20 protein-coding genes, 1 pseudogene and 1 riboswitch are annotated in these 18979 nt (G+C 43.7%); of the genes and pseudogenes, 5 read left to right on the top strand and 16 right to left on the bottom strand.

What is annotated here, in order from left to right:
• Nucleotides 1-21 precede the first annotated feature (21 nt).
• Nucleotides 22-324: pseudogene (locus L2703_RS15815) on the bottom strand (GIY-YIG nuclease family protein); the annotation flags it as partial.
• 134 nt (nucleotides 325-458) lie between these two features.
• Between L2703_RS15815 and moeA the strand changes: the two are divergent.
• Both moeA and moeB read left to right on the top strand, forming a co-directional pair.
• Nucleotides 459-1712 (top strand): molybdopterin molybdotransferase MoeA, encoded by a 1254-nt coding sequence (moeA, locus tag L2703_RS15810; protein WP_248972038.1) that lies wholly within the window; start codon nucleotides 459-461, stop codon nucleotides 1710-1712.
• 7 nt (nucleotides 1713-1719) lie between these two features.
• Nucleotides 1720-2487, top strand: a complete 768-nt coding sequence (gene moeB / locus L2703_RS15805; protein ID WP_248972037.1) for a molybdopterin-synthase adenylyltransferase MoeB — start codon at nucleotides 1720-1722, stop codon at nucleotides 2485-2487.
• A gap of 40 nt (nucleotides 2488-2527) precedes the next feature.
• Here moeB and L2703_RS15800 read toward each other — a convergent pair whose 3' ends face one another.
• Together L2703_RS15800 and L2703_RS15795 are read right to left on the bottom strand one after the other, a co-directional pair.
• A complete protein-coding gene (locus tag L2703_RS15800; protein ID WP_248972036.1) occupies nucleotides 2528-2704 on the bottom strand; it encodes a DUF2986 domain-containing protein in 177 nt (58 codons plus the stop codon).
• 101 nt (nucleotides 2705-2805) lie between these two features.
• A complete protein-coding gene (locus L2703_RS15795) occupies nucleotides 2806-2979 on the bottom strand; it encodes a YqaE/Pmp3 family membrane protein (RefSeq protein ID WP_248972035.1) in 174 nt (57 codons plus the stop codon).
• A gap of 312 nt (nucleotides 2980-3291) precedes the next feature.
• On the opposite strand from L2703_RS15795, the gene L2703_RS15790 reads away from it, so the two are divergent.
• The gene (locus tag L2703_RS15790) at nucleotides 3292-4473 is read left to right on the top strand and encodes a GGDEF domain-containing protein (protein WP_248972034.1); all 1182 of its coding nucleotides are present in this window, start codon (nucleotides 3292-3294) and stop codon (nucleotides 4471-4473) included.
• Nucleotides 4474-4538: 65 nt separating this feature from the next.
• Here L2703_RS15790 and L2703_RS15785 read toward each other — a convergent pair whose 3' ends face one another.
• The 11 genes from L2703_RS15785 to moaA all read right to left on the bottom strand — a co-directional run bounded on the left by L2703_RS15785 (nucleotide 4539) and on the right by moaA (nucleotide 12876).
• Nucleotides 4539-5216 (bottom strand): TIGR01621 family pseudouridine synthase, encoded by a 678-nt coding sequence (locus L2703_RS15785; protein WP_248972033.1) that lies wholly within the window; start codon nucleotides 5214-5216, stop codon nucleotides 4539-4541.
• A gap of 42 nt (nucleotides 5217-5258) precedes the next feature.
• A complete protein-coding gene (locus L2703_RS15780) occupies nucleotides 5259-6500 on the bottom strand; it encodes a sensor histidine kinase (RefSeq protein ID WP_283107928.1) in 1242 nt (413 codons plus the stop codon).
• A gap of 67 nt (nucleotides 6501-6567) precedes the next feature.
• A complete protein-coding gene (locus L2703_RS15775) occupies nucleotides 6568-7251 on the bottom strand; it encodes a response regulator transcription factor (protein WP_248972031.1) in 684 nt (227 codons plus the stop codon).
• A 7-nt stretch (nucleotides 7252-7258) separates the two neighbouring features.
• A complete protein-coding gene (locus L2703_RS15770) occupies nucleotides 7259-7720 on the bottom strand; it encodes a hypothetical protein (RefSeq protein WP_248972030.1) in 462 nt (153 codons plus the stop codon).
• Nucleotides 7721-7907: 187 nt separating this feature from the next.
• Nucleotides 7908-9026, bottom strand: a complete 1119-nt coding sequence (locus L2703_RS15765; RefSeq protein WP_248972029.1) for an ABC transporter ATP-binding protein — start codon at nucleotides 9024-9026, stop codon at nucleotides 7908-7910.
• Complete coding sequence (gene modB, locus L2703_RS15760) at nucleotides 9007-9687, bottom strand: molybdate ABC transporter permease subunit (RefSeq protein ID WP_248972028.1); 681 nt, start codon at nucleotides 9685-9687, stop codon at nucleotides 9007-9009. The genes L2703_RS15765 and modB overlap by 20 nt, the downstream gene beginning before the upstream one ends.
• A complete protein-coding gene (gene modA / locus L2703_RS15755; protein ID WP_248972069.1) occupies nucleotides 9687-10460 on the bottom strand; it encodes a molybdate ABC transporter substrate-binding protein in 774 nt (257 codons plus the stop codon). Before modA ends, modB begins: the two co-directional genes overlap by 1 nt.
• Nucleotides 10461-10587: 127 nt before the next feature.
• Nucleotides 10588-11049: a molybdopterin synthase catalytic subunit MoaE gene (gene moaE / locus L2703_RS15750; RefSeq protein ID WP_248972027.1), complete on the bottom strand. Its 462-nt coding sequence runs from the start codon at nucleotides 11047-11049 to the stop codon at nucleotides 10588-10590.
• A gap of 2 nt (nucleotides 11050-11051) precedes the next feature.
• Nucleotides 11052-11300, bottom strand: coding sequence for a molybdopterin synthase sulfur carrier subunit (gene moaD / locus L2703_RS15745; protein ID WP_238107317.1), 249 nt, complete (start codon nucleotides 11298-11300; stop codon nucleotides 11052-11054).
• Nucleotides 11301-11351: 51 nt separating this feature from the next.
• Nucleotides 11352-11828: a cyclic pyranopterin monophosphate synthase MoaC gene (gene moaC, locus L2703_RS15740; protein WP_248972026.1), complete on the bottom strand. Its 477-nt coding sequence runs from the start codon at nucleotides 11826-11828 to the stop codon at nucleotides 11352-11354.
• Between the two features lie 67 nt (nucleotides 11829-11895).
• Nucleotides 11896-12876: a GTP 3',8-cyclase MoaA gene (moaA, locus tag L2703_RS15735; protein WP_248972025.1), complete on the bottom strand. Its 981-nt coding sequence runs from the start codon at nucleotides 12874-12876 to the stop codon at nucleotides 11896-11898.
• Nucleotides 12864-12996, bottom strand: a riboswitch (molybdenum cofactor riboswitch). (Overlaps the previous gene by 13 nt.)
• A 234-nt stretch (nucleotides 12997-13230) precedes the next feature.
• Between moaA and L2703_RS15730 the strand changes: the two genes are divergently transcribed.
• Both L2703_RS15730 and L2703_RS15725 read left to right on the top strand, forming a co-directional pair.
• A complete protein-coding gene (locus tag L2703_RS15730) occupies nucleotides 13231-14880 on the top strand; it encodes an electron transfer flavoprotein-ubiquinone oxidoreductase (RefSeq protein ID WP_248972024.1) in 1650 nt (549 codons plus the stop codon).
• 283 nt (nucleotides 14881-15163) lie between these two features.
• Nucleotides 15164-17083, top strand: coding sequence for a methyl-accepting chemotaxis protein (locus L2703_RS15725; RefSeq protein WP_248972023.1), 1920 nt, complete (start codon nucleotides 15164-15166; stop codon nucleotides 17081-17083).
• 89 nt (nucleotides 17084-17172) lie between these two features.
• Here the strand turns inward: L2703_RS15725 and L2703_RS15720 are convergent, their stop codons facing one another.
• Together L2703_RS15720 and L2703_RS15715 are read right to left on the bottom strand one after the other, a co-directional pair.
• Nucleotides 17173-17865: an MOSC domain-containing protein gene (locus tag L2703_RS15720; RefSeq protein WP_248972022.1), complete on the bottom strand. Its 693-nt coding sequence runs from the start codon at nucleotides 17863-17865 to the stop codon at nucleotides 17173-17175.
• A 213-nt stretch (nucleotides 17866-18078) separates the two neighbouring features.
• The gene (locus L2703_RS15715; protein WP_248972021.1) at nucleotides 18079-18924 is read right to left on the bottom strand and encodes a PfkB family carbohydrate kinase; all 846 of its coding nucleotides are present in this window, start codon (nucleotides 18922-18924) and stop codon (nucleotides 18079-18081) included.
• Nucleotides 18925-18979: the final 55 nt, after the last annotated feature.

Raw genomic sequence — 18979 nt, 5'->3', positions numbered from 1 at the left:
CTATAAATACAAGTAAATGAACTACCTGGCGTTTTCAGTGTGAGCATTTAATGCACAATATTGTGTAATGAGTTGTAATTTTTGCTGACGAGACATTTTTTTTACTGCAATTTCGCGTTTTAATGCCCCACTTCGATCAATTTGAGACTCTTGATAAACGAGCGTCAATGGCCCCTTACCTTTTAAAAATTTTGCCGCTTTTGGCCCGCTGCTTTGATGCTCAGTAAAACGTCGCTCAACATCTGTCGTCACACCGGTGTACAAATGCGAATTGGCACAGCGAATAATATATAAATACCAGGTAGAAACAGGTTTAATTTGAGACATAAATGATAAAAACCTTAAGTATGATCATAAAACTCTTTTACTATCATGGCATACTAAGCGTTATTAATAGCGAACGTTATGTTAACTCAGGCGCTAAAAAAGTGCCTTAGGTATTCATTAAGGAAGTTCAGATGCCACACAACCAAGACCCTTGCGCACAACCCACATTATTGCATCCAGACCAAGCGCTTGAACAGTTATTAGCGCAAGTAGAGGCAACGCAAGACTCTGAACTGGTCACGCTCAATCATGCAATCAATAGAGTACTCGCAGAAGACTTATCTTCGAGCATAGATTTACCACCATTTGATAATTCAGCAATGGATGGTTATGCCTTTCGCTATGCCGATTTAGAGAGCACACAAACAAGCACCACACTCACGTTAGTGGGCAGTTCATTTGCTGGTCATCCATTTCATGGTAAAGCGCAGCCCAATTCATGTATACGCATTATGACCGGGGCTCCAGTCCCGGCTGGTTACGACACAGTACAAATGCAAGAAAGCACACAAGCACAGGGCGATCTCATTACTATAGAACACCCACATAAGCTCGGTGCAAACGTTCGTAAACGCGGAGAAGAATTACTGGCCGGCACAAAAGTATTGCACCGAGGGATCACCATTCGCGCTGCCGAAATGGGGGTGTTGGCCACCATTGGTATTAGCCAGGTACGCGTAACCCGTAAACTAAAAGTGGCCTTTTTCTCAACAGGTGACGAATTACGCCCAGTTGGCAGTGAATTGTCGCCTGGGCAAATTTATGATTCAAACCGCTACTCTATTCAAGGCTTATTGAGCAAAAGCCATGTCGAGTGGATAGATCTTGGTGTAATTAGCGATAACAAAGAAGCCATTCGAGGTGCATTTAAAGAGGCGGCAAGTTTGGCGGATATGGTGCTGACATCTGGTGGGGTATCGGTAGGTGAAGCAGATTTCACCAAGCAAATTTTATCAGAAGAAGGCCAAATAACATTTTGGAAGCTGGCCATAAAACCCGGCAAACCATTCGCCTTTGGCAAAATAGGCAAAGCAGTATTTTGCGGACTACCTGGCAACCCTGTGTCGTCAATGGTCACGTTTTATAAACTTGTTCTGCCCATTTTACATAAAATGCAGGGGCTCAAACCTGCCACACCGTTATTTTGCCAAGCGACATTACAAACTGATATCCGTAAACACCCAGGCCGAGTCGAATACCAACGTGGCGTATTAAGCCGAAATGAGTCGGGCGAATTGCAAGTGTCAATTACCGGCAGTCAAGGTTCTGGCATGTTGACGTCAATGAGTTTAGCCAACTGTTTTGTCATTTTAGAGCAATATCAAGGTGATTTGGCTAAGGGCAATACCGTCACCGTTGAGCCTTTTAATAGCGTACTTTGCTAGGAGCATTATGCAGCCTGTAGATCAAGAGATATTGAGCGACAATGAGATGTTGCGCTACAGCCGTCAAATATCCATCAAAGCAATGGACATCGACGGCCAAGAAAAACTCAAACAAGCCAAAGTATTGATTATTGGCGCCGGCGGTTTAGGCTGTGTAGCGAGTCAATATCTTGCTGTTGCGGGGGTGGGCGAAATAACAATCGTCGACTTTGACACGGTTGAGTTATCAAATTTACAACGCCAAGTGTTGCATTTTGACGAAAATATTGGCCAAGCAAAAGTGCTCTCTGCAAAACAAACACTGGCAAAGCTCAATCCGCTCATCAACATTAACGCAATAAATGCACTATTAGACGATACCGAAATTGACACATTGGTGAGTCAGCATACTCTAGTGCTCGACTGCACCGATAATGTCACGGTACGCGAGCAACTCAATAAAAGCTGCTTTAAGCACAAAATAGCCTTGGTGTCTGCCGCGGCTATACGCATGGAAGGTACAGTCACAGTATTTGACTATCATGCAGATACGCCTTGTTATCAGTGTTTTAGCGCATTATTTGGTGAGCAACAGTTAACCTGCGTTGAATCAGGTATTTTAGCTCCCGTGGTTGGAATGATTGGTTGCATCCAGGCAACAGAGGCCATCAAAGTGATCTGCGCGATGGGGCAGGCTTTATCAGGAAAGTTACTCATGGTCGATGCGATGACCATGGAATTTAGGCAAATGACACTGCCTAAACAACCGCAATGCAAAGTATGCGCTGCTATGTAAAAAAACCAAAAAGCACAGCAGGGTAACCCCTCTAGTGCTTTTATTGTGCCGCTGGCATGTGGTTGTCGTTTGTCTCTGTGGCCAATAATGCTTGTTGTGCTAGGCGCTCACGCTCCGCTTTTGCAACATAAGGCTGTTTGTTAGTGCCATGCAACTTAGCATTCGCTTTTTTGGCCTTAGCCTTTAGCGTTTGGTTAATTTTCTTTTTACGATTCATTATCGGCTCACACTTAAAAGCATCATTATAGCGTCAACCACTGTACACGCCTATACATTCTAGAACAGGCCCTAATACACCACACACGTTAACCTTTGATGTTATAAATCCTCTTGTAAAACAACCCATATCGCATGAATCAGCCCTGGGATAAAAAAGAAAAAACATAACAACACGTTAATCAGTAAATCTTTACCCATCCCTTTTTTCAAAAATACCGCTAAAGGAGGCAGTAATATCGCAATAATGACCAACAACAATTTGTTTGTGTCCATTTTTTTCATCCTTATTTTGTTGCTTAATTTAGAGAATACAATTATAAAAATAGCATAATATACAACTCATTAATGAGAAACTTTGTAACATTTAGATGAGCAGCTCACACACTTAGCACGATTGCTGCGCTTGTTCTGCTCACACTAACCGCAGTAAACAGTCACGAAATAGGTGATCAAACAGCGAATCGACTATCATAAATATTCGCTAACGATTTGAGCAATCTACCCTGACTCTATATCGTTACTTGTGTGCTATTGTTAAACGTTAGCACACAATAACTAGCCACGTAACAATACTGAATAGGTCATATGGAACATAGCCAAAGTATTATATTTGTTCAGTTTTTTTGCTTAATTGGTACAAGCTGTGCCATTGCCTGGGCAATATATGCTGGCGTTTTCAGAATTGCGCCAAAGGCAAGTTGGCGCTTTACGCTAGCCAATATATGCACCGTATGTGGCATTTTGCTCTACACCCAGCGCAGTGAGTCAGTTAATTACCTGTACTGGTTTGCTGCAGACATGGCTGTATTAATGGGGTTTGCACTTGTGCGCTGGGGCTGCCAACATTTATTTAAACAATCTATCTCTTATGTGTTTGACCTAGTGTTACTCAGCAGTTGCGCGTTACTCATGTTGTTAGTACCTCCTTCTCTAGCCTATGCCGTTTATCTGGTCATTATTATGAGCATCACAGCGGCCATACTTGTGTCACTTACCGGTGTCGATAACGTCAAATCATCGATACAACACATGCCAATATTTTATGCGGTATTAATCAATGTGCCTTTTTTTGTCATGGGCATGCTATTTATCGTCCGAGCTATGGCTTTATTCTATTCTCCTGACCAACTTAGCAATTTATCTGCCGCCAATACGCTTAACGCCCCTTTAGTGATGTGGAGCTACATTATTTTATTACTACTGACTAATTTGGTGTTATACGGCAATGCGTTAACTCGTTTAGTGTATAAAGTAGCGCGGCTGGTCAATAAGGATCACCTTACAGGATTATGGAATCGTCACGCATTACTCGATAAATTAGACGAAGTTCATGCCTTGTGGCAGCGTAATGGCTCGGCATACAGTTTACTGGTGCTAGATGTCGATCACTTTAAACAGGTTAACGATACGTATGGGCACATGGCTGGCGACGCGATACTGAAACATACCGCTAAATTAATGCAGCAGTCACTTAGGAAGGTTGATTTTATTTGTCGTTATGGCGGCGAGGAGTTTTTAATTATTCTCCCCTCAACAAATAGCACAGAGGCCTTTGTTGTCGCCCAAAAAATACAATCACAAATCAATAGCACATCAGTTAAATGGAAACAAAAAGAGATTGCCGTCACCTTGAGTATCGGCTGTGCAACTTGTAATACTCACACCAACATTGAGCAACTATTGCAGCTAGCCGATGAGGCAATGTACCTTGCTAAAAATACTGGCCGCAACGCTATTCGTACTAAAGCGCTTGAACCTAGCGAGTGACACCAGGCGAGCATTGAATAATGCCAAATTGGTCGTTATACGCAGGCGACCTAAACACAAACAGACTATTTTTTAGTCGGCCAAGCAAGGTTATCGGGTTGGAGCCATTGCTGGCTAACCAATGAAGTAAATACCTCATCATTAAACTCTGCCCCTTGCGTTGGTCGCTGCTGAAAAACATACTGCTGGCCTAAATAGTTAAAATGCAAACTGTAAGCATGCAAATAACAGCGATCACTTTCATGCTGGCCGTAAAGCGTGTCACCTAAAATAGGCACGCCAATACTTGCCATCGCCACCCTTAATTGGTGGGTTTTTCCGCTCAATGGTTTTAATAAATAGGCGCGTTTACCTTCACAGAGACTTAAGCAAAAAAACTGTGTCACTGCTGGGTTTTCAGTTGTGCGTAGCAATTTGTACATACTGCGACGGGACTTTGCCATATCACCCACAATCCAGCCTTGCTTTTTTTTAGGCTTGCCTAATGCAATGGCTAAGTAATATTTCTGAACCTGATGCGCGGTAAACATTTGTGTAAATACATTGGCAGCTTGTGGCGAGCGAGCCACAATGAGCAAACCTGAGGTGGGGCTATCAAGACGATGCACCGGATACAACTTATACCCCAAATCCGCTTCGGCTTGAGCAATAACCCCTGCGGTGCCATCTTGGCTATGAAAATGCACATTGCAGTCTTTATTGATCACAATAAAGTCATGTTGCTCGCTCAGCAGTTGATACATGGCAGGATCCAACATAATGAAGGGCAGCGACTGAAGCGCTGACTATTTAAAATGAATATTAACTAACAACCCAGGGTTATTGTCGTGTAATGAAATCGTGGCTTTGTGACGTGACAAAATGGCTTTTACCATCGATAACCCCAAACCAGTGCCTTTGTAATGCCGGCTTGGATCAAGGCGCACCAGACGGTCAAACACCCGCTCTTTATCGTCGTCCAAAATGCCAGGTCCATTATCGCTAATTTGAATATGTTTTCCACGTTGTTTAATGCAAATGGCTGCGCCTATTGGCGAATACTTGATTGCGTTATCGACTAAATTAAACAGCGCCTGGAATAACAAGTATTTGTCGCCGTTTATCTGGACGTCATGTTCAAGCGAAATCTTCAAGACTTGATCTCGAGACTCGGCGATAACTTCTGCCATTTCAAATAAATCTTGGCAAATTTGCTGTAAGCTGACGGGTTGTAAATCTAAGGTTTGTTGGCCCTCTTCGATTCGAGTTAATGACAACATCGCATCAAAGGTGCCAAGGCAATGGTCTAACTCTTCAAGCAACTCGGCACTTGCATCGGCTAGCTGATGAGTCGGTTTGTCTGGCAGTTGCTCTATACCAATGCGCAAGTGTGACAGCGGTGTACGCAAGTCATGGGCAATGTTATCAGTGACCCCACGCACTGCACGTAAGTTTTGTTCAAGGGTATCAAGCACCAGATTAAACTGCCGCGCTAACATATCGAACTCATCCTGGCTGTCACTGACAGGTAGGCGAGTTTCGTAATGCCCGGCCTCAATTTGCTCACTCAAACGGTTGTATTCGACCAGTCGTCTAAGAATGGCTTTAGAGAAAATATACCCTAACGCCAATGTTAACCCTAGAGTAAAGGCCACCGCCCAAAAAGCCGCATTGATAAACTTTTCAATAAGGGTCGCTAAATGATCGGTACGGGTGGCAATCAATACTGGGCCGTAGCGAGTCATAACGAGTCCGCCCGTCAAAATATGCAGCTTATCTGGGCCACCAGTAAAGATTGGAAAGTCTTTGGTTTCTGGTAACTGTGGCATGTTTTCAGGCAAAAAGGTCAATGCCCCAACCATGTCGACACTGTTACGCCAGGCAATTAATGCCGTTTTAGGATCGGCGGCACGGATCTGCGCCGCAAAACTTCTTCGATTTACGGTAAGTGCTAGCTGCTGATATCGTTGCATTTCTGCTGCAAGATGCTTATCAACCTGATTTTGCTGTTCTATCACTAATTGGCGATAAAGGCTTAATACCAACATCACAATTAAGATGGTCACTAACGTCGAGAAGATAAGCGTAATGCGCCACGCACTACTTTGGTATGGCTTAATGGCCTTTGCAGAGGCGATAACCCGAACCCCTTACTGTTTCGATTAATTCACCGTGTCCAAGCTCTTCAAATTTACGACGCAGCTTTGCAATATGCACATCAATCACATTGGTCCGAGGGTCGAAATGGTAATCCCACACAGCCTCAAATAGCAGCGTGCGGCTAATCACTTGATTTGGATGTTCCATCAGATATTTCAGCAACTGAAACTCTTTTGGCTGCAACATTAACTCGTTGTCGTCCAATGTCACTTTACGTGTTAGCAGTTCCATTTTTAGACCACCCACCTCAATATCTGTGGCGGCTGGCTCAACAACATTGCGTTGGACTAATTTTTCAGCACGTACTAATAATTCGGCAAACGCAAAAGGTTTGGTCATGTAATCATCGCCACCAGCACGCAACCCTTTAACACGCTCGTCAACGTGGCTCAGTGCGGAGAGAATCAGTACGGGAGTTTTATTACCACTGGTGCGCAAAGCAGACAATAAGGTCAGGCCATCTAACTTAGGCAACATACGATCTAAAATGAGTAAGTCGTACTGATTATGCTTAGCTAACGTTAAGCCTTCTTGGCCATCTGTTGCGCTGTCTACTTGGTATTTTTGCGCTGTAAATCCGTCGGCCACATACTTTAACGTGGTGGCATCATCTTCAACCAATAAAATACGCTTAGTCATAGAGTGTTTAATCCCATTTGAGCAGTGGAAGTGGACGTAAGGTTTCAATGTCGAAAGCAATGGTATTTTTACTGTCTTGATTGAGGAGTTTTAGTTCGAGGTAACTAATTGATAAATCGTGGTCCAATTCCGCTTGCGTTAAATATCCTTGTTGATTTTCAATCGCTAATGCGACTAATGCTGAAAATGTCATGTGCTTAGCTTGCAATACTTTTGCAGCATTGAGCAAACCAATATCATCTGTACTATAGTCCGATGATTTTTCTTTAAGCAATACGCCATCGAGAGCTCGGTATTGATATTTGCTCATTTTACGTGTTTCTAGGTTCACCATAGAAATTTTGTAAATAAGCAGTCCTTCTTCCACATCAACATCAAAATCGCAAATAGTGCCCTTATCTTGCTGTTCTAACTGCTCCATGACCACAATAGGCTTTAAAAACTCACCATTGATCAATAACGTGTGCATAGATGGCGTTGCCATCACGGCACAAGGAAGAAAGCATATTGCTAGTAGCAACCGAACCATCACGAGCCTCTATTTGATTAAAAATTTTATTACAGCACTACTCTACCTAACCGCGGCCAAAGTCCCAAGAAATCTAAGATTAATAATTGATCATAAATACCATAAAACAGGGCGTTATCGGCAATAATTAGTTCGGCAATGGCACATTTAAGATATGAATCTGTTCAGACTTTAATGCAATGGTTGTTTGCATTTTGGCTTGTAGACCAAGTTTATCAACTAAATGGGTTGGTACGTCGGCGTTGATCACAGAGCCAATGCCGATTACAGACGCAATCACCCGTGACGACTCCCCCATCACCAACACAGACTCAATCAGAACGTCTAGCTTATTTAAGCTTTTACATAAACGACCACTACTAATGGCATTAAATCGGATACCTTGATTTGGTATAACCCAGCGTATAGCTTGTCCTATCGCTAATGGTGGCGCACTGTCACTAACAATTAACTCTTCGCCCAACGTAAACCATGTCATGTTACGTTCAATGTCTTGGTCTACCACTTTGCCGTCAAAAATATTTCTCAGCCCCATTTGCCTTGCAACTGCCTCATCATGCGGATGAGATAACACCTCAAACGGCCGACCGTGCTGCAACATTTGGCCTTGGCTTATCAACATCATTTTGTCTGCCAGTAATAAGGCTTCATGAATATCATGAGTCACCATAATCACAGGGATAGATAGCTGCTGCTTTAATCGTGCAAGCTCTATGTATAGACGCTCACGCGTTTCGCGATCAACGGCAGAAAAAGGTTCATCAAGCAATAAAATAGCAGGCTCACGCGCTAACGCTCTGGCCAGTGCAACACGCTGGCGTTGACCACCAGACAGTTGAGCGGGTAATCGATCGGGTAATCCCTGTAAGTTAACTCGCTCTAACCAATCTAATGCACGCTGCCTTCGCTGCGCTTTAGGGACATGATCAAGACCGGCAATGACATTCTCTAACGCTGACAGGTGTGGAAATAACCCAAAATGCTGTGGCATGTAACCAATATGACGCTGCTGCGGTGTTAACGACACCGAGTGCTTTGAGTCAAACCATAATACATCACCACATTGTATCTGCCCTTGCTTTGGTAACGTTAAGCCCGCGATCATTCTAAGTAAGGTTGTTTTACCGCCGCCTGACGGGCCAACAACCGCCAACACTTCACCGGCACGACAGGTAAAGTGAGCTTCTAACGGGATGGGGGCATGTTGCGATATATGGCAGATAAGATCATCGCTGCGAGTGACCATTATGCCCTCCTAAGCGCCGAGACATACTGGTTGTTAATGCCAATGCACTCACAGCAAACAACAATAACACCAGTGACATCATGCTGGCAGAATCAAAGTCAAACGCTTGGACACTATCGTAAATAGCAATAGAGATGGTTTTGGTTTCTCCCGCAATGTTCCCCCCAAGCATAAGCACCACACCAAACTCGCCTAACACATGCGAAAAACACAATACCAATGCAGTTAATACCCCAGGCCATACCATGGGTAATTCAACCTTTAAAAAAATCCGTAAACGGCTCATACCACAGCAAGCTGCAGCATCTCGAATATCAATGGGTACCATTTCATAAGCCCGCTGTATCGGTTGTACCGCAAACGGGACATTAACTAAAACTGACGCAATCACTAAACCAGAAAAATGAAACACCAGTTGCTGCCCAAAAATCTGCTCAACGTACTGGCCGATAACACTTTGATTACCTAACCCCACCAGCAAGTAATAACCAATCACGGTTGGCGGTAGCACTAATGGCACTAAAATTATGGCTTCTAGCCAGGACTTACCGCGAAACTGGTAATAAGCTAATCCCCGACCAACAAGTATGGCTAAGGGGATCAAGAATAATACCGTAAAGGCGCTTAATTTAATCGACAACCATAATGCTTGCCAATCCATTAATTGACTGTCTCAGAAGCTGTGTTAGGTAAGTTAAAACCAAACTCACGCAGTATCTGCTGCGATTGCGGGCTTTGTATATATTGATAAAAATGCGTTGTGGTTTGTGAGGCATTTGGCATTAATGCCATACGTTGATTAAGCGGTTCGTATAAATGATCAGGAATAACCACATAATTTGCTAACGTCATAAATTGTGGTGCCAGCACCAATGACAGAGGGACAATACCACCTTGAGTGGAGCCGCTAATGGTAAATTGAGCAGCTTGCGAAGCGTTTTCACCTAAAATGAGCCTAGGCTGTATGGCATCCCATAATCCTTTGGCTTTTAATACTTCTTGGGCGCGTTCACCGTATGGGGCATGCTCGGGATTGGCTATCGCAAAGCGCTTAAGCTTGCCGTCAGTAATAAATTGTCCCAAACCAATAAGTTCTTCGTCTAGCATCATCTGTGATTGTTTTGGCGCAGCAAGCGCTAAACGGCCAATCGCATAAATAACTCCAGCATCCTGGGTGTAACCCGCCTGATGTAACTGCTCAATATAAAACTCATCGGCACTGAGCATCATTTCAAATGGCGCGCCATGCTGTATCTGAGAGACAAAGTTACCAGACGAGCCATAACTGATACGAACGCTTAACCCTGTCTCTTGTTCAAACTTGCTGACAATCTTATCGAGGGCAAACTTAATATTCGCTGCCGCTGCAATCGCTGGCGCCTCTGTTGCATTGGCGGTTGATATTGCCAAGGTAACCCCAAAAAAAACAAGCATTAATGTAGCGATAATCGCACGAGATTGTTTATTGAAACGCTCGCATTGCGTAAAAATAGATAACCGAGAAAAAAACATTAATCACTGACCTTATTGGTTGAGCAAACAACGGCGAATATTGGTTAGATTATTTTTGCCACATTTTAGCCGCTTGCTCATCACTGTCACGAGCTTCAACCCATTTACTGCCAGTCTCGTTGGCTTCGAGCTTCCAAAATGGTGCTTTGGTTTTTAAAAAATCGATTAAAAACTCACAGGCGGCAAAAGCAGCTTTACGATGAGCACTAGTCACACCAATAAACACTATTTGCTCACCCAGCGCCATAGTGCCGACTCGATGAATAATGGTGACATTATTTAATGGCCAACGCGCTCTAGCTTGCTGACAAATTTGCGACAACACCGACTCGGTCATGCCCGGATAATGCTCTAGGGTTAAATCGGTCACTGCGCTACCATCATTAAAGTCACGCACTTTACCAATAAAATTAACCACCGCACCGTCTTGGTTATCATTGGCCAATAAAGCGTATTCGTCGCTCACGCTAAAATCGTGAGTTTGCACACGTATGATTGTTTCACCATTCATATTTAGCCTCCCGTTACAGGAGGAAAAAAGGCCACTTCGTCACCGGCCTTTATCTGAGTATCCCATTGACTTATCGTTTGATTAACTGCAACAAGTAGCTTATCCGAGGTGAGCACTTTAGCCCATTTATCATCGGTTGCAGCCAATGCTGCACGTAACTCTTCTGCGGTACGAATATTGGCGCTACTGTGCTCCACTTTCGCGGTACCGAGCAACTCGCGGACTTGCGCAAAAAATAATACTTGGATCATAGTGGTCCCTCAAGAGGTTTATATAGATAAGGCATCTCACTCAACTCACGACTACACAGTAAAGTGCCCTGACTTGCCGCCGCGTTTTTCAAGTAATCTCACCTGCGAGATAATCATGTCTTTTTGCACGGCTTTACACATATCGTAAATGGTTAATGCCGCCACAGATGCCGCTGTTAATGCTTCCATTTCAACACCGGTTTTACCTGACAATTTACACAAGCTAGTAATACGTACCCGGTTATGCTCTGGCTGTGCCTCAAGCTCAACCTCTACCTTGGTTAACATTAAAGGATGACATAACGGAATAAGATCTGATGTCTTTTTAGCGGCTTGAATACCGGCAATACGAGCGGTAGCAAACACATCACCTTTGTGGTGACTGCCGCTCATGATCATTGCCAATGTCTCTGCTGCCATTTCAATAAACGCTTCTGCTCTGGCCTCACGTTCTGTGACGCTTTTCTCAGTCACATCGACCATGTGGGCATGGCCATCGGCATTGATGTGGGTAAAACGATTACTCATGATATGAATACCTTATCAAATTAAATCTGCAGGTTAGTGTCGTTTGTTCAACGAATAAAGATGGCGACTAACCGCCAATCGAAGCAAGGTGTTTAGTTACACCGGTAATGCCCTGGTGCAGAAAATGAGTTTCTTTCTTTTGTGCTAACTGCCCATGCAAACGTGTAATTAACTCATCACGCTGTGAGCTATCTTGCAGTAAGTCGCGTAAATCAACGCCATTTTCAGTAAATAAGCATAAGTGCAATTTACCTTTGGCAGAGACTCTTAAACGATTACAGCTAGCGCAAAAGTTTTTGGCGTACGGCATAATTAAACCAATACGACCTTGATAGTCACTGTGGCTAAAATTTTGCGCAGGACCATCATCAGCACTGGGTAAATCGTATAACCAACCATCTTGCTCAAGCTGTTTTTTAATGTCGATACCAGCCAAATGATGGGCTTTAAAATAGTCACGACCAAGACCTGTTTCCATCAATTCAATAAAACGCAAATCAATAGGAGTGTGTTTAATCCAATGTAAAAAACGCGGTAAATCTTTGTCGTTTAAGCCTTTCAATAACACCGCATTGATTTTAACGCGTTCAAAACCCGCCTCAAGTGCAGCGTCAATGCCCCGCATCACCTGGTCAAATTTATTCTCGCCAGTAATTTGGTAAAACATTTTCGGGTCTAAACTGTCTACAGAGACATTAATACGGCGTAAACCTGCGTCATACCATTCTTTGGCATGTTGCTGTAAACGATAACCATTGGTTGTCATCGCGACAGTGTTTACATTAGTGGTCTGAGCCACAATACGCACAATATCGGTAAAGTCTTTACGAAGGGTGGGCTCACCACCTGTGATACGAATTTTTTGCGTACCCACAGCGGCAAAACCAGCAACGAGATTTTCGATTTCGCTGAGGGTTAAAAAGGTCGGTTTACCATCAGGACGATAGCCATCTGGCAAGCAATAGCTGCATTTAAAATTACAAACGTCAGTAACCGACATCCGTAAATAATGAAAACGCCTTCCAAAATTGTCTTGTAACTGGGACATGTTAACCTTTCCAAGTGTGGGAGGTAAGTGCATTTCTTTACTCACCCCGGTGGCAAAATTACCACGGCTTAGTGTCCATATCATTGACGTAGGACAAAAAGCTCGGAGAACCGTCAGACCTACGATTATAGGCTTATTTATTGCTTAACAAATACCCCTTTAGACGAATATCACAGCTAAAATTGCTAAGTCGTTTACGATTTGTGACTCGACTCACGCAGATAAGATTGTGTTTGCTACTGTGACAAAAGCAAAATTTGCGGTAAGGTGAGTAAAAGGATAAACGATCGTTTAATTATCGTTATTAAAAAAACTAAAACCCGCGATGAACGGGATACTTTGAAAGGTGGGAACATGGAACGCGAGTCAATGGAGTTCGACGTCGTTATTGTCGGTGCAGGCCCAGCAGGTTTAGCTACCGCTTGTCGTTTAATGCAAATATCAAAAGATGCCGACAAAGAAATTACTGTCTGCGTGGTAGAAAAAGGGTCTGAAGTGGGTGCCCATATTTTATCAGGTGCCGTTTTTCAACCCGATGTGCTGGACGAATTATTCAACGATTGGCGGGACTCAGACATACCGCTTAACACCAAAGTCAGCCACGACGAAATTTATTTACTCAACTCTGAGTCAACATCACGTTTAATGCCTAATAGCCTAGTGCCTAAAACCATGCACAACGAAGGTAACTACATTATCAGTGTAGGCAACCTAGCACGTTGGTTAGCCAACCGCGCTGAAGCCATGGGCGTGGAGATTTTCCCGGGGTTTGCCGCCAGTGAATTGCTGTTTAATGAAGACGATAGCGTCAAAGGCATTCTGATTGGCGATATGGGCGTGGGTGAAGACGGTCAACCTAAAGACAGCTACATGCCAGGCATGGAGTTACACGCTAAATACACCGTATTTTCAGAAGGCTGTCGCGGCCACCTTGGTAAGCAACTTATTCAAAAGTACCATTTAGATAATGGTAAAACCCCTCAACATTATGGCCTAGGTTTTAAAGAAATCTGGAAAATTCCCGCCGAGCAACACCAGCAAGGTAAAGTGGTACATACTGGCGGTTGGCCATTAGTTGACGGCGCATCAGGCGGCGGTTTTTTATATCACATGGAAGACAATCAGGTCGCCGTGGGACTGATTATTGATTTAAATTATAAAAACCCCCACCTCAGCCCGTTTGACGAGTTTCAGCGCTATAAAACGCACCCCATCATTGCCAAAACCTTAACCGGTGGTGAGCGTCTAACTTATGGAGCGAGAGCCATTGCCAAAGGTGGACTAAACTCGCTGCCTAAAATGAGTTTTCCAGGCGGTCTTATTATTGGTTGTAATGCAGGTACCTTAAACTTTGCCAAAATTAAAGGGACGCATACCGCCATGAAAAGCGGAATTATCGCAGCTAAAACATTAGGTGAGGGATTAATTGCAGGCTTAGAAGGCGGGAAAGATCTGGACTGTTTCCAACAACGCTTTGAAGAAAGCTGGCTATACGAAGAGCTATACCAGTCACGTAACTTTGGGCCTGCCTTGCATAAATTTGGTACTCTCGTCGGTGGCGCATTCAATTATATTGACCAAAACTGGTTTGGCGGAAAGCTCCCAGTGACATTTCGTGACACCACTCCCGATTATGCCACAATGGGTTTAGCCAGCGAATACAATAAAATTGATTACCCAAAACCAGATGGAAAACTGAGCTTTGATAAATTATCGTCAGTGTATTTATCCAATACCTATCACGAAGAAGATCAGCGATGCCATTTACACTTAAAAGATCAAAGCATTCCTATTTCGGTTAATTTGGTGAAGTTTGATGAACCGGCGCAGCGTTATTGCCCAGCTGGCGTTTATGAAGTGGTAGAAGATGCAGGTGAGAAAAAGTTTGTCATTAACGGACAAAACTGCATTCACTGTAAAACCTGTGACATTAAAGATCCTAGCCAAAATATTACCTGGGTAACCCCTGAAGGCGGCGGCGGACCAAACTATCCAAACATGTAAACGATTTAGTTAGGGCGACAATTCGCTGCAAGCACAACCTTGAAAGATAAACAGGCCCCAATAACTCGTTGTTCGCCAATCGTAAATTAATTGGCGAACGTCAACAAAACGCACTTAAAAATAGGTGCGTTTTTTTTATTTTTTCGACTATCATTAGCCCCATAACATCACAAAGACCTACACCATTCATTATTTTGTATTTGCTGCAAAAAGACAAAATAACTATCAATTTATTGCCATTATGACCGATATAACCAAGAGAAACTTCTAGAGGCCGTTGTAGATGAATACATTTAACACCCTTACCATTAAGCAAAAAATCTTGCTCACGGTAGCTTTTGCTGTGCTTTTATCGACTATTTTAGTGGGTATTTTAAGTCAGCGCAGTGCAAAACAAGTGGTTGAGCAACGCATGCTTGGCTCAGAAATGCCAAGTCTGGTCATGCAAATACGCAATGAAATAGATCTACAAATTAGTAGTTTAATTAATGCTGCTGAGCAACTTGCTAATAGCCGCATGTTAGGCGCTTGGCTTGCAGACGGGCGCCAAGCCAGTCAGGAAAGTCTGGTGGTAGCCCAACTCAAAGACATGCAAAATCAATTCGGTTTAGTACAAGCCTCTTATGCAGACCGCGAAACGGGTGCCTACTACACCCAGGATGGGTTTTTACGCATATTAAACCAACAACAAGATGCGTGGTTTTTTGACTATCGAGCCAGCAATCAAGAACGCATGTTAAGCGTTTATACTGAAGCCACAGGCGAGGTAAAACTGTTTGTCAGCTACCAGCAGCCTAATGGTCGAGGCATGGTAAGCCTAGCCAAATCATTAGATGACATGGTGACCTTACTGTCTTCATTTAAAATAGAAGACACTGGATTTGTATACCTTATCGATGCCAGTGGTAATGTTAAGCTTCATCCTGACACGAACAAAGTTGGCAAAGCAACGTTAGCTAACTTATACCCTAACGCCAATACAAATGAATTATTAACTAAAAGCAACTTTAACCTTGTTAAAGCCAATATTAATGGCGAAGACATGTTAATTGCATCGAGCTATATTAAGTCAATGGACTGGTATTTAGTGGCACAAGTGCCTGAAGCCGAGGTGTTTGCCCTACTCGAAGAGTCAGCTTATCAAATCTTAATATGGACACTACTTATTGCGGTAGTCTTTATTGTTATCTCAATTTCGGTGGCGGGCTCGGTGAGCCGTCCTATTGCACAAGTGGCAGAAATGTTCCGCAACATTGGTGAAGGCGAAGGCGACTTGCGCCAACGACTACCAGTAAATGGTGAAGACGAAATCGCTCAACTCGCCCGTGGATTTAATAGCTTTATCAGCAAAATCCAAGAGACTGTGATTGAAGTTGCACAAACAAGTGAAAAATTAGGCTTATCAGCCATTGACGTATCGAATCAAGCTAACCAAACACTTGACGACAGTCATCTGCAAAAAGACAGGACGATGATGGTTGTTGCGGCCATTAACGAAATGGGCGCCACGGTAAACGAAATTGCAGCCAATGCCGCCCAAGCAGCGGTAACCGCTCGTGATGCTGATACAGAATCGGTTGATGGCCAAAAAGTTGTCACGCGGGCGCGCACAACCATTAATCAGCTGTCTAAAGATGTTGCCCAGGTAGGCGAAGTGATTGAGTCGTTAGCAACACACACCAAATCGATTGGCAGTATTTTAGATGTTATCCGTGCGATTTCAGAGCAAACCAACCTACTGGCATTAAACGCGGCCATTGAAGCTGCGCGCGCCGGTGAAGCTGGCCGAGGCTTTGCGGTGGTTGCTGATGAGGTGCGAAACCTAGCGTCACGTACAGCTGCATCAACCAACGAAGTACAAAATATGATTGATAAACTGCAATCAGAAGCTAGCCGCGCTGTCAGTGCCATGGCACAGTCGAGCAGCCGTTCAAAAGAAGGGGTTGCTGCGGTAGATGAAGCAAGTCAATCATTAAGTGGTATCAGTGAGCGCATCGCGCTTATCAGTGATATGAACATTCAAGTTGCAGCTGCAACAGAAGAGCAATCAACCGTCGTTGAAGACATCAACCGCAACGTCACCGAAATTAATGATATTACGCAACGTACATCAGACACCGCCCAAGCAGCGGCGCAAGCAAGTAAAGCTCTCAACCAACTTGCAAGCCGATTAGACGTATTGGTGGCTCGTTTTAAGGTATAAGCTTATCTTAAATCAGTCACCTAAGCCGTCAATTAATAATGCCACTCATTAAGTGGCATTATTGTTTATACCATTGCGCATGGCATAAATTAACTGGCTTTACCGTACAAACGCATTGCCCAGTCTTCAATACGTTGTTGTGCTAGCCTTCGTTGCAGCGATTCAACCCAACTTTGCGCTAAACCTTCGCAGCTAAGTAATATTTGATACTGCTCAGCATTAAACTCTGGTAAAAAGTAAATTTTCATCGCTTGAGCCACGCTAATATCGGTTTTTCGTTCGATTAAATAAATACTGTCTCTAGGCTTAATCACCCCCTCAGACAGTACGCGGTAAAACCAACCGCACATACGGCTTTCTTGCATTGCTAGTGCAAATTTAGGATGTTCAAATTGCAAATTAAGTTTGAAACAAGGTGAGCGAGGCTGGGTCACTTGTAAAGTAACATCGCCAATTTGTACTATGTCGCCAATATTAACCTGGGTTTCATTTAAGCCAACCGTACTGATATTTTCCCCCATAGATGGCGCATCGTTAAAGCTGGGCATTAAATCCCAGCGGCGGTACTGACCGTAATGCTCCCGAGGAAAGTGATGCAACACACGATCTAAACCACCATGGTGTTTAGGATCTGCCTCACTGTTACCCACAACACGATCAAACAACACGGTTAATTGCGTCGCGGCATGCTTTTGGTTAATACAACTGGCCACACCATTATGCATCTGTACATGGTCGCCTAAAAATAAACCCGAAATACGATTAACCCACTTTTGTTTCATACCGCTTATCCCTGCCAACCTTTAACGTACAGCCAATATACCCAATTTTTAGGCAAAAAAAAGCCTTACTCGAAAGCAGTAAGGCGATAAGTAACATGGGAGGTATACCGTAAAAAAAGCCATGTGGCTTAACATAACGCATTACGGTAAAAGTTGTATTAGACGCGAGCATCATATACAGGCTTAATGACATAAAAATGACAAATAACACCACTAAGCAAGGTAATTTTGCAACTTATCTCCGGGAATAGAACTTTGAGTCGACACAGCAAATGACGCCCACAACGCCCCTTCCTGCATGGCAGCAGTAATGGGCCTGTTTTGACACAAACCATGAATAACACCCGCAGCAAATGCATCACCTGCGCCTGTAGTATCAACAACCTCAGCAAGCACCGCCGGTACATGTTGCTGCCCGTCTGCACTGTATACGATGGCGCCATTATCACCGTCAGTCACAATAAAGTGCTTCAGAGCATTTCCAGCAATGGTTTGAGCAAACTGCCATGGGTCTTGATTGCAACGCCCCTGCATATCCGTAATAGACGCAATTAATACCTGACAAGGACGCTGGCGTTGATCTTTCGCCAATTGAGCAACAACAATACAGTCAGGATTAGTAGCCAAAGCATCTTGCGCCCAACGCTCAGCACCATTGGCTGACGAATTAATATAAAACGCATCCCATTGCCGCCAATTTGGAGCTGCTGGAAGGTCAAAAATAGGCCGCTGTGGCCTAATGATAGTGCGCTCACCATCCGGCGTCATCACCAGTAACATTTCACAAGTATTGCCACTAAAACGATGCACTAAACGGCAGTCTAACCCTAGTGTGCTCGCCTTAGCTAAAATCCAGTCGCCAATATCGTCACTGCCCACCTCGCTAACGAGCGACACATTGTGCTTCGCCCACACCAAACCTAAACCCGTATTAGCACCGCCGCCACCTAAACGTAAACCACCATCTTGATAATGAAACCGCCCGCCCGTTTGCAAAGGTTTATCAAGCTGTAAAATACGGTCACAATTGATATTAGCGAGCAGTAAAATGTTGGCCATAACGCTACCTAAAAAACCCTAAAATGAGTGGTCAGTATAACAAAACTGGTTCAAA

The sequence above is a fragment of the Shewanella basaltis genome, from assembly GCF_023283885.1.
Classification (GTDB): Bacteria; Pseudomonadota; Gammaproteobacteria; order Enterobacterales; family Shewanellaceae; genus Shewanella; species Shewanella basaltis.
The sequence above is the reverse complement of the archived record's forward strand: the minus strand, read 5'-3'. Positions and strand labels throughout refer to the sequence as shown.

Coding starts and splice junctions, on each gene's coding strand:
- L2703_RS15770 (WP_248972030.1), bottom strand. CDS start 7,720: ATGCACACGTTATTGATCAATGGTGAGTTTTTAAAGCCTATTGTGGTC.
- L2703_RS15790 (WP_248972034.1), top strand. CDS start 3,292: ATGGAACATAGCCAAAGTATTATATTTGTTCAGTTTTTTTGCTTAATT.
- moaE (WP_248972027.1), bottom strand. CDS start 11,049: ATGAATGGTGAAACAATCATACGTGTGCAAACTCACGATTTTAGCGTG.
- L2703_RS15720 (WP_248972022.1), bottom strand. CDS start 17,865: ATGAAACAAAAGTGGGTTAATCGTATTTCGGGTTTATTTTTAGGCGAC.
- modB (WP_248972028.1), bottom strand. CDS start 9,687: ATGGATTGGCAAGCATTATGGTTGTCGATTAAATTAAGCGCCTTTACG.
- L2703_RS15800 (WP_248972036.1), bottom strand. CDS start 2,704: ATGAATCGTAAAAAGAAAATTAACCAAACGCTAAAGGCTAAGGCCAAA.
- moeB (WP_248972037.1), top strand. CDS start 1,720: ATGCAGCCTGTAGATCAAGAGATATTGAGCGACAATGAGATGTTGCGC.
- modA (WP_248972069.1), bottom strand. CDS start 10,460: ATGCTTGTTTTTTTTGGGGTTACCTTGGCAATATCAACCGCCAATGCA.
- L2703_RS15795 (WP_248972035.1), bottom strand. CDS start 2,979: ATGGACACAAACAAATTGTTGTTGGTCATTATTGCGATATTACTGCCT.
- L2703_RS15765 (WP_248972029.1), bottom strand. CDS start 9,026: ATGGTCACTCGCAGCGATGATCTTATCTGCCATATATCGCAACATGCC.
- L2703_RS15725 (WP_248972023.1), top strand. CDS start 15,164: ATGAATACATTTAACACCCTTACCATTAAGCAAAAAATCTTGCTCACG.
- moeA (WP_248972038.1), top strand. CDS start 459: ATGCCACACAACCAAGACCCTTGCGCACAACCCACATTATTGCATCCA.
- L2703_RS15775 (WP_248972031.1), bottom strand. CDS start 7,251: ATGACTAAGCGTATTTTATTGGTTGAAGATGATGCCACCACGTTAAAG.
- L2703_RS15780 (WP_283107928.1), bottom strand. CDS start 6,500: ATGTTGGTATTAAGCCTTTATCGCCAATTAGTGATAGAACAGCAAAAT.
- moaD (WP_238107317.1), bottom strand. CDS start 11,300: ATGATCCAAGTATTATTTTTTGCGCAAGTCCGCGAGTTGCTCGGTACC.
- L2703_RS15715 (WP_248972021.1), bottom strand. CDS start 18,924: ATGGCCAACATTTTACTGCTCGCTAATATCAATTGTGACCGTATTTTA.
- moaA (WP_248972025.1), bottom strand. CDS start 12,876: ATGTCCCAGTTACAAGACAATTTTGGAAGGCGTTTTCATTATTTACGG.
- L2703_RS15785 (WP_248972033.1), bottom strand. CDS start 5,216: ATGTATCAACTGCTGAGCGAGCAACATGACTTTATTGTGATCAATAAA.
- L2703_RS15730 (WP_248972024.1), top strand. CDS start 13,231: ATGGAACGCGAGTCAATGGAGTTCGACGTCGTTATTGTCGGTGCAGGC.
- moaC (WP_248972026.1), bottom strand. CDS start 11,828: ATGAGTAATCGTTTTACCCACATCAATGCCGATGGCCATGCCCACATG.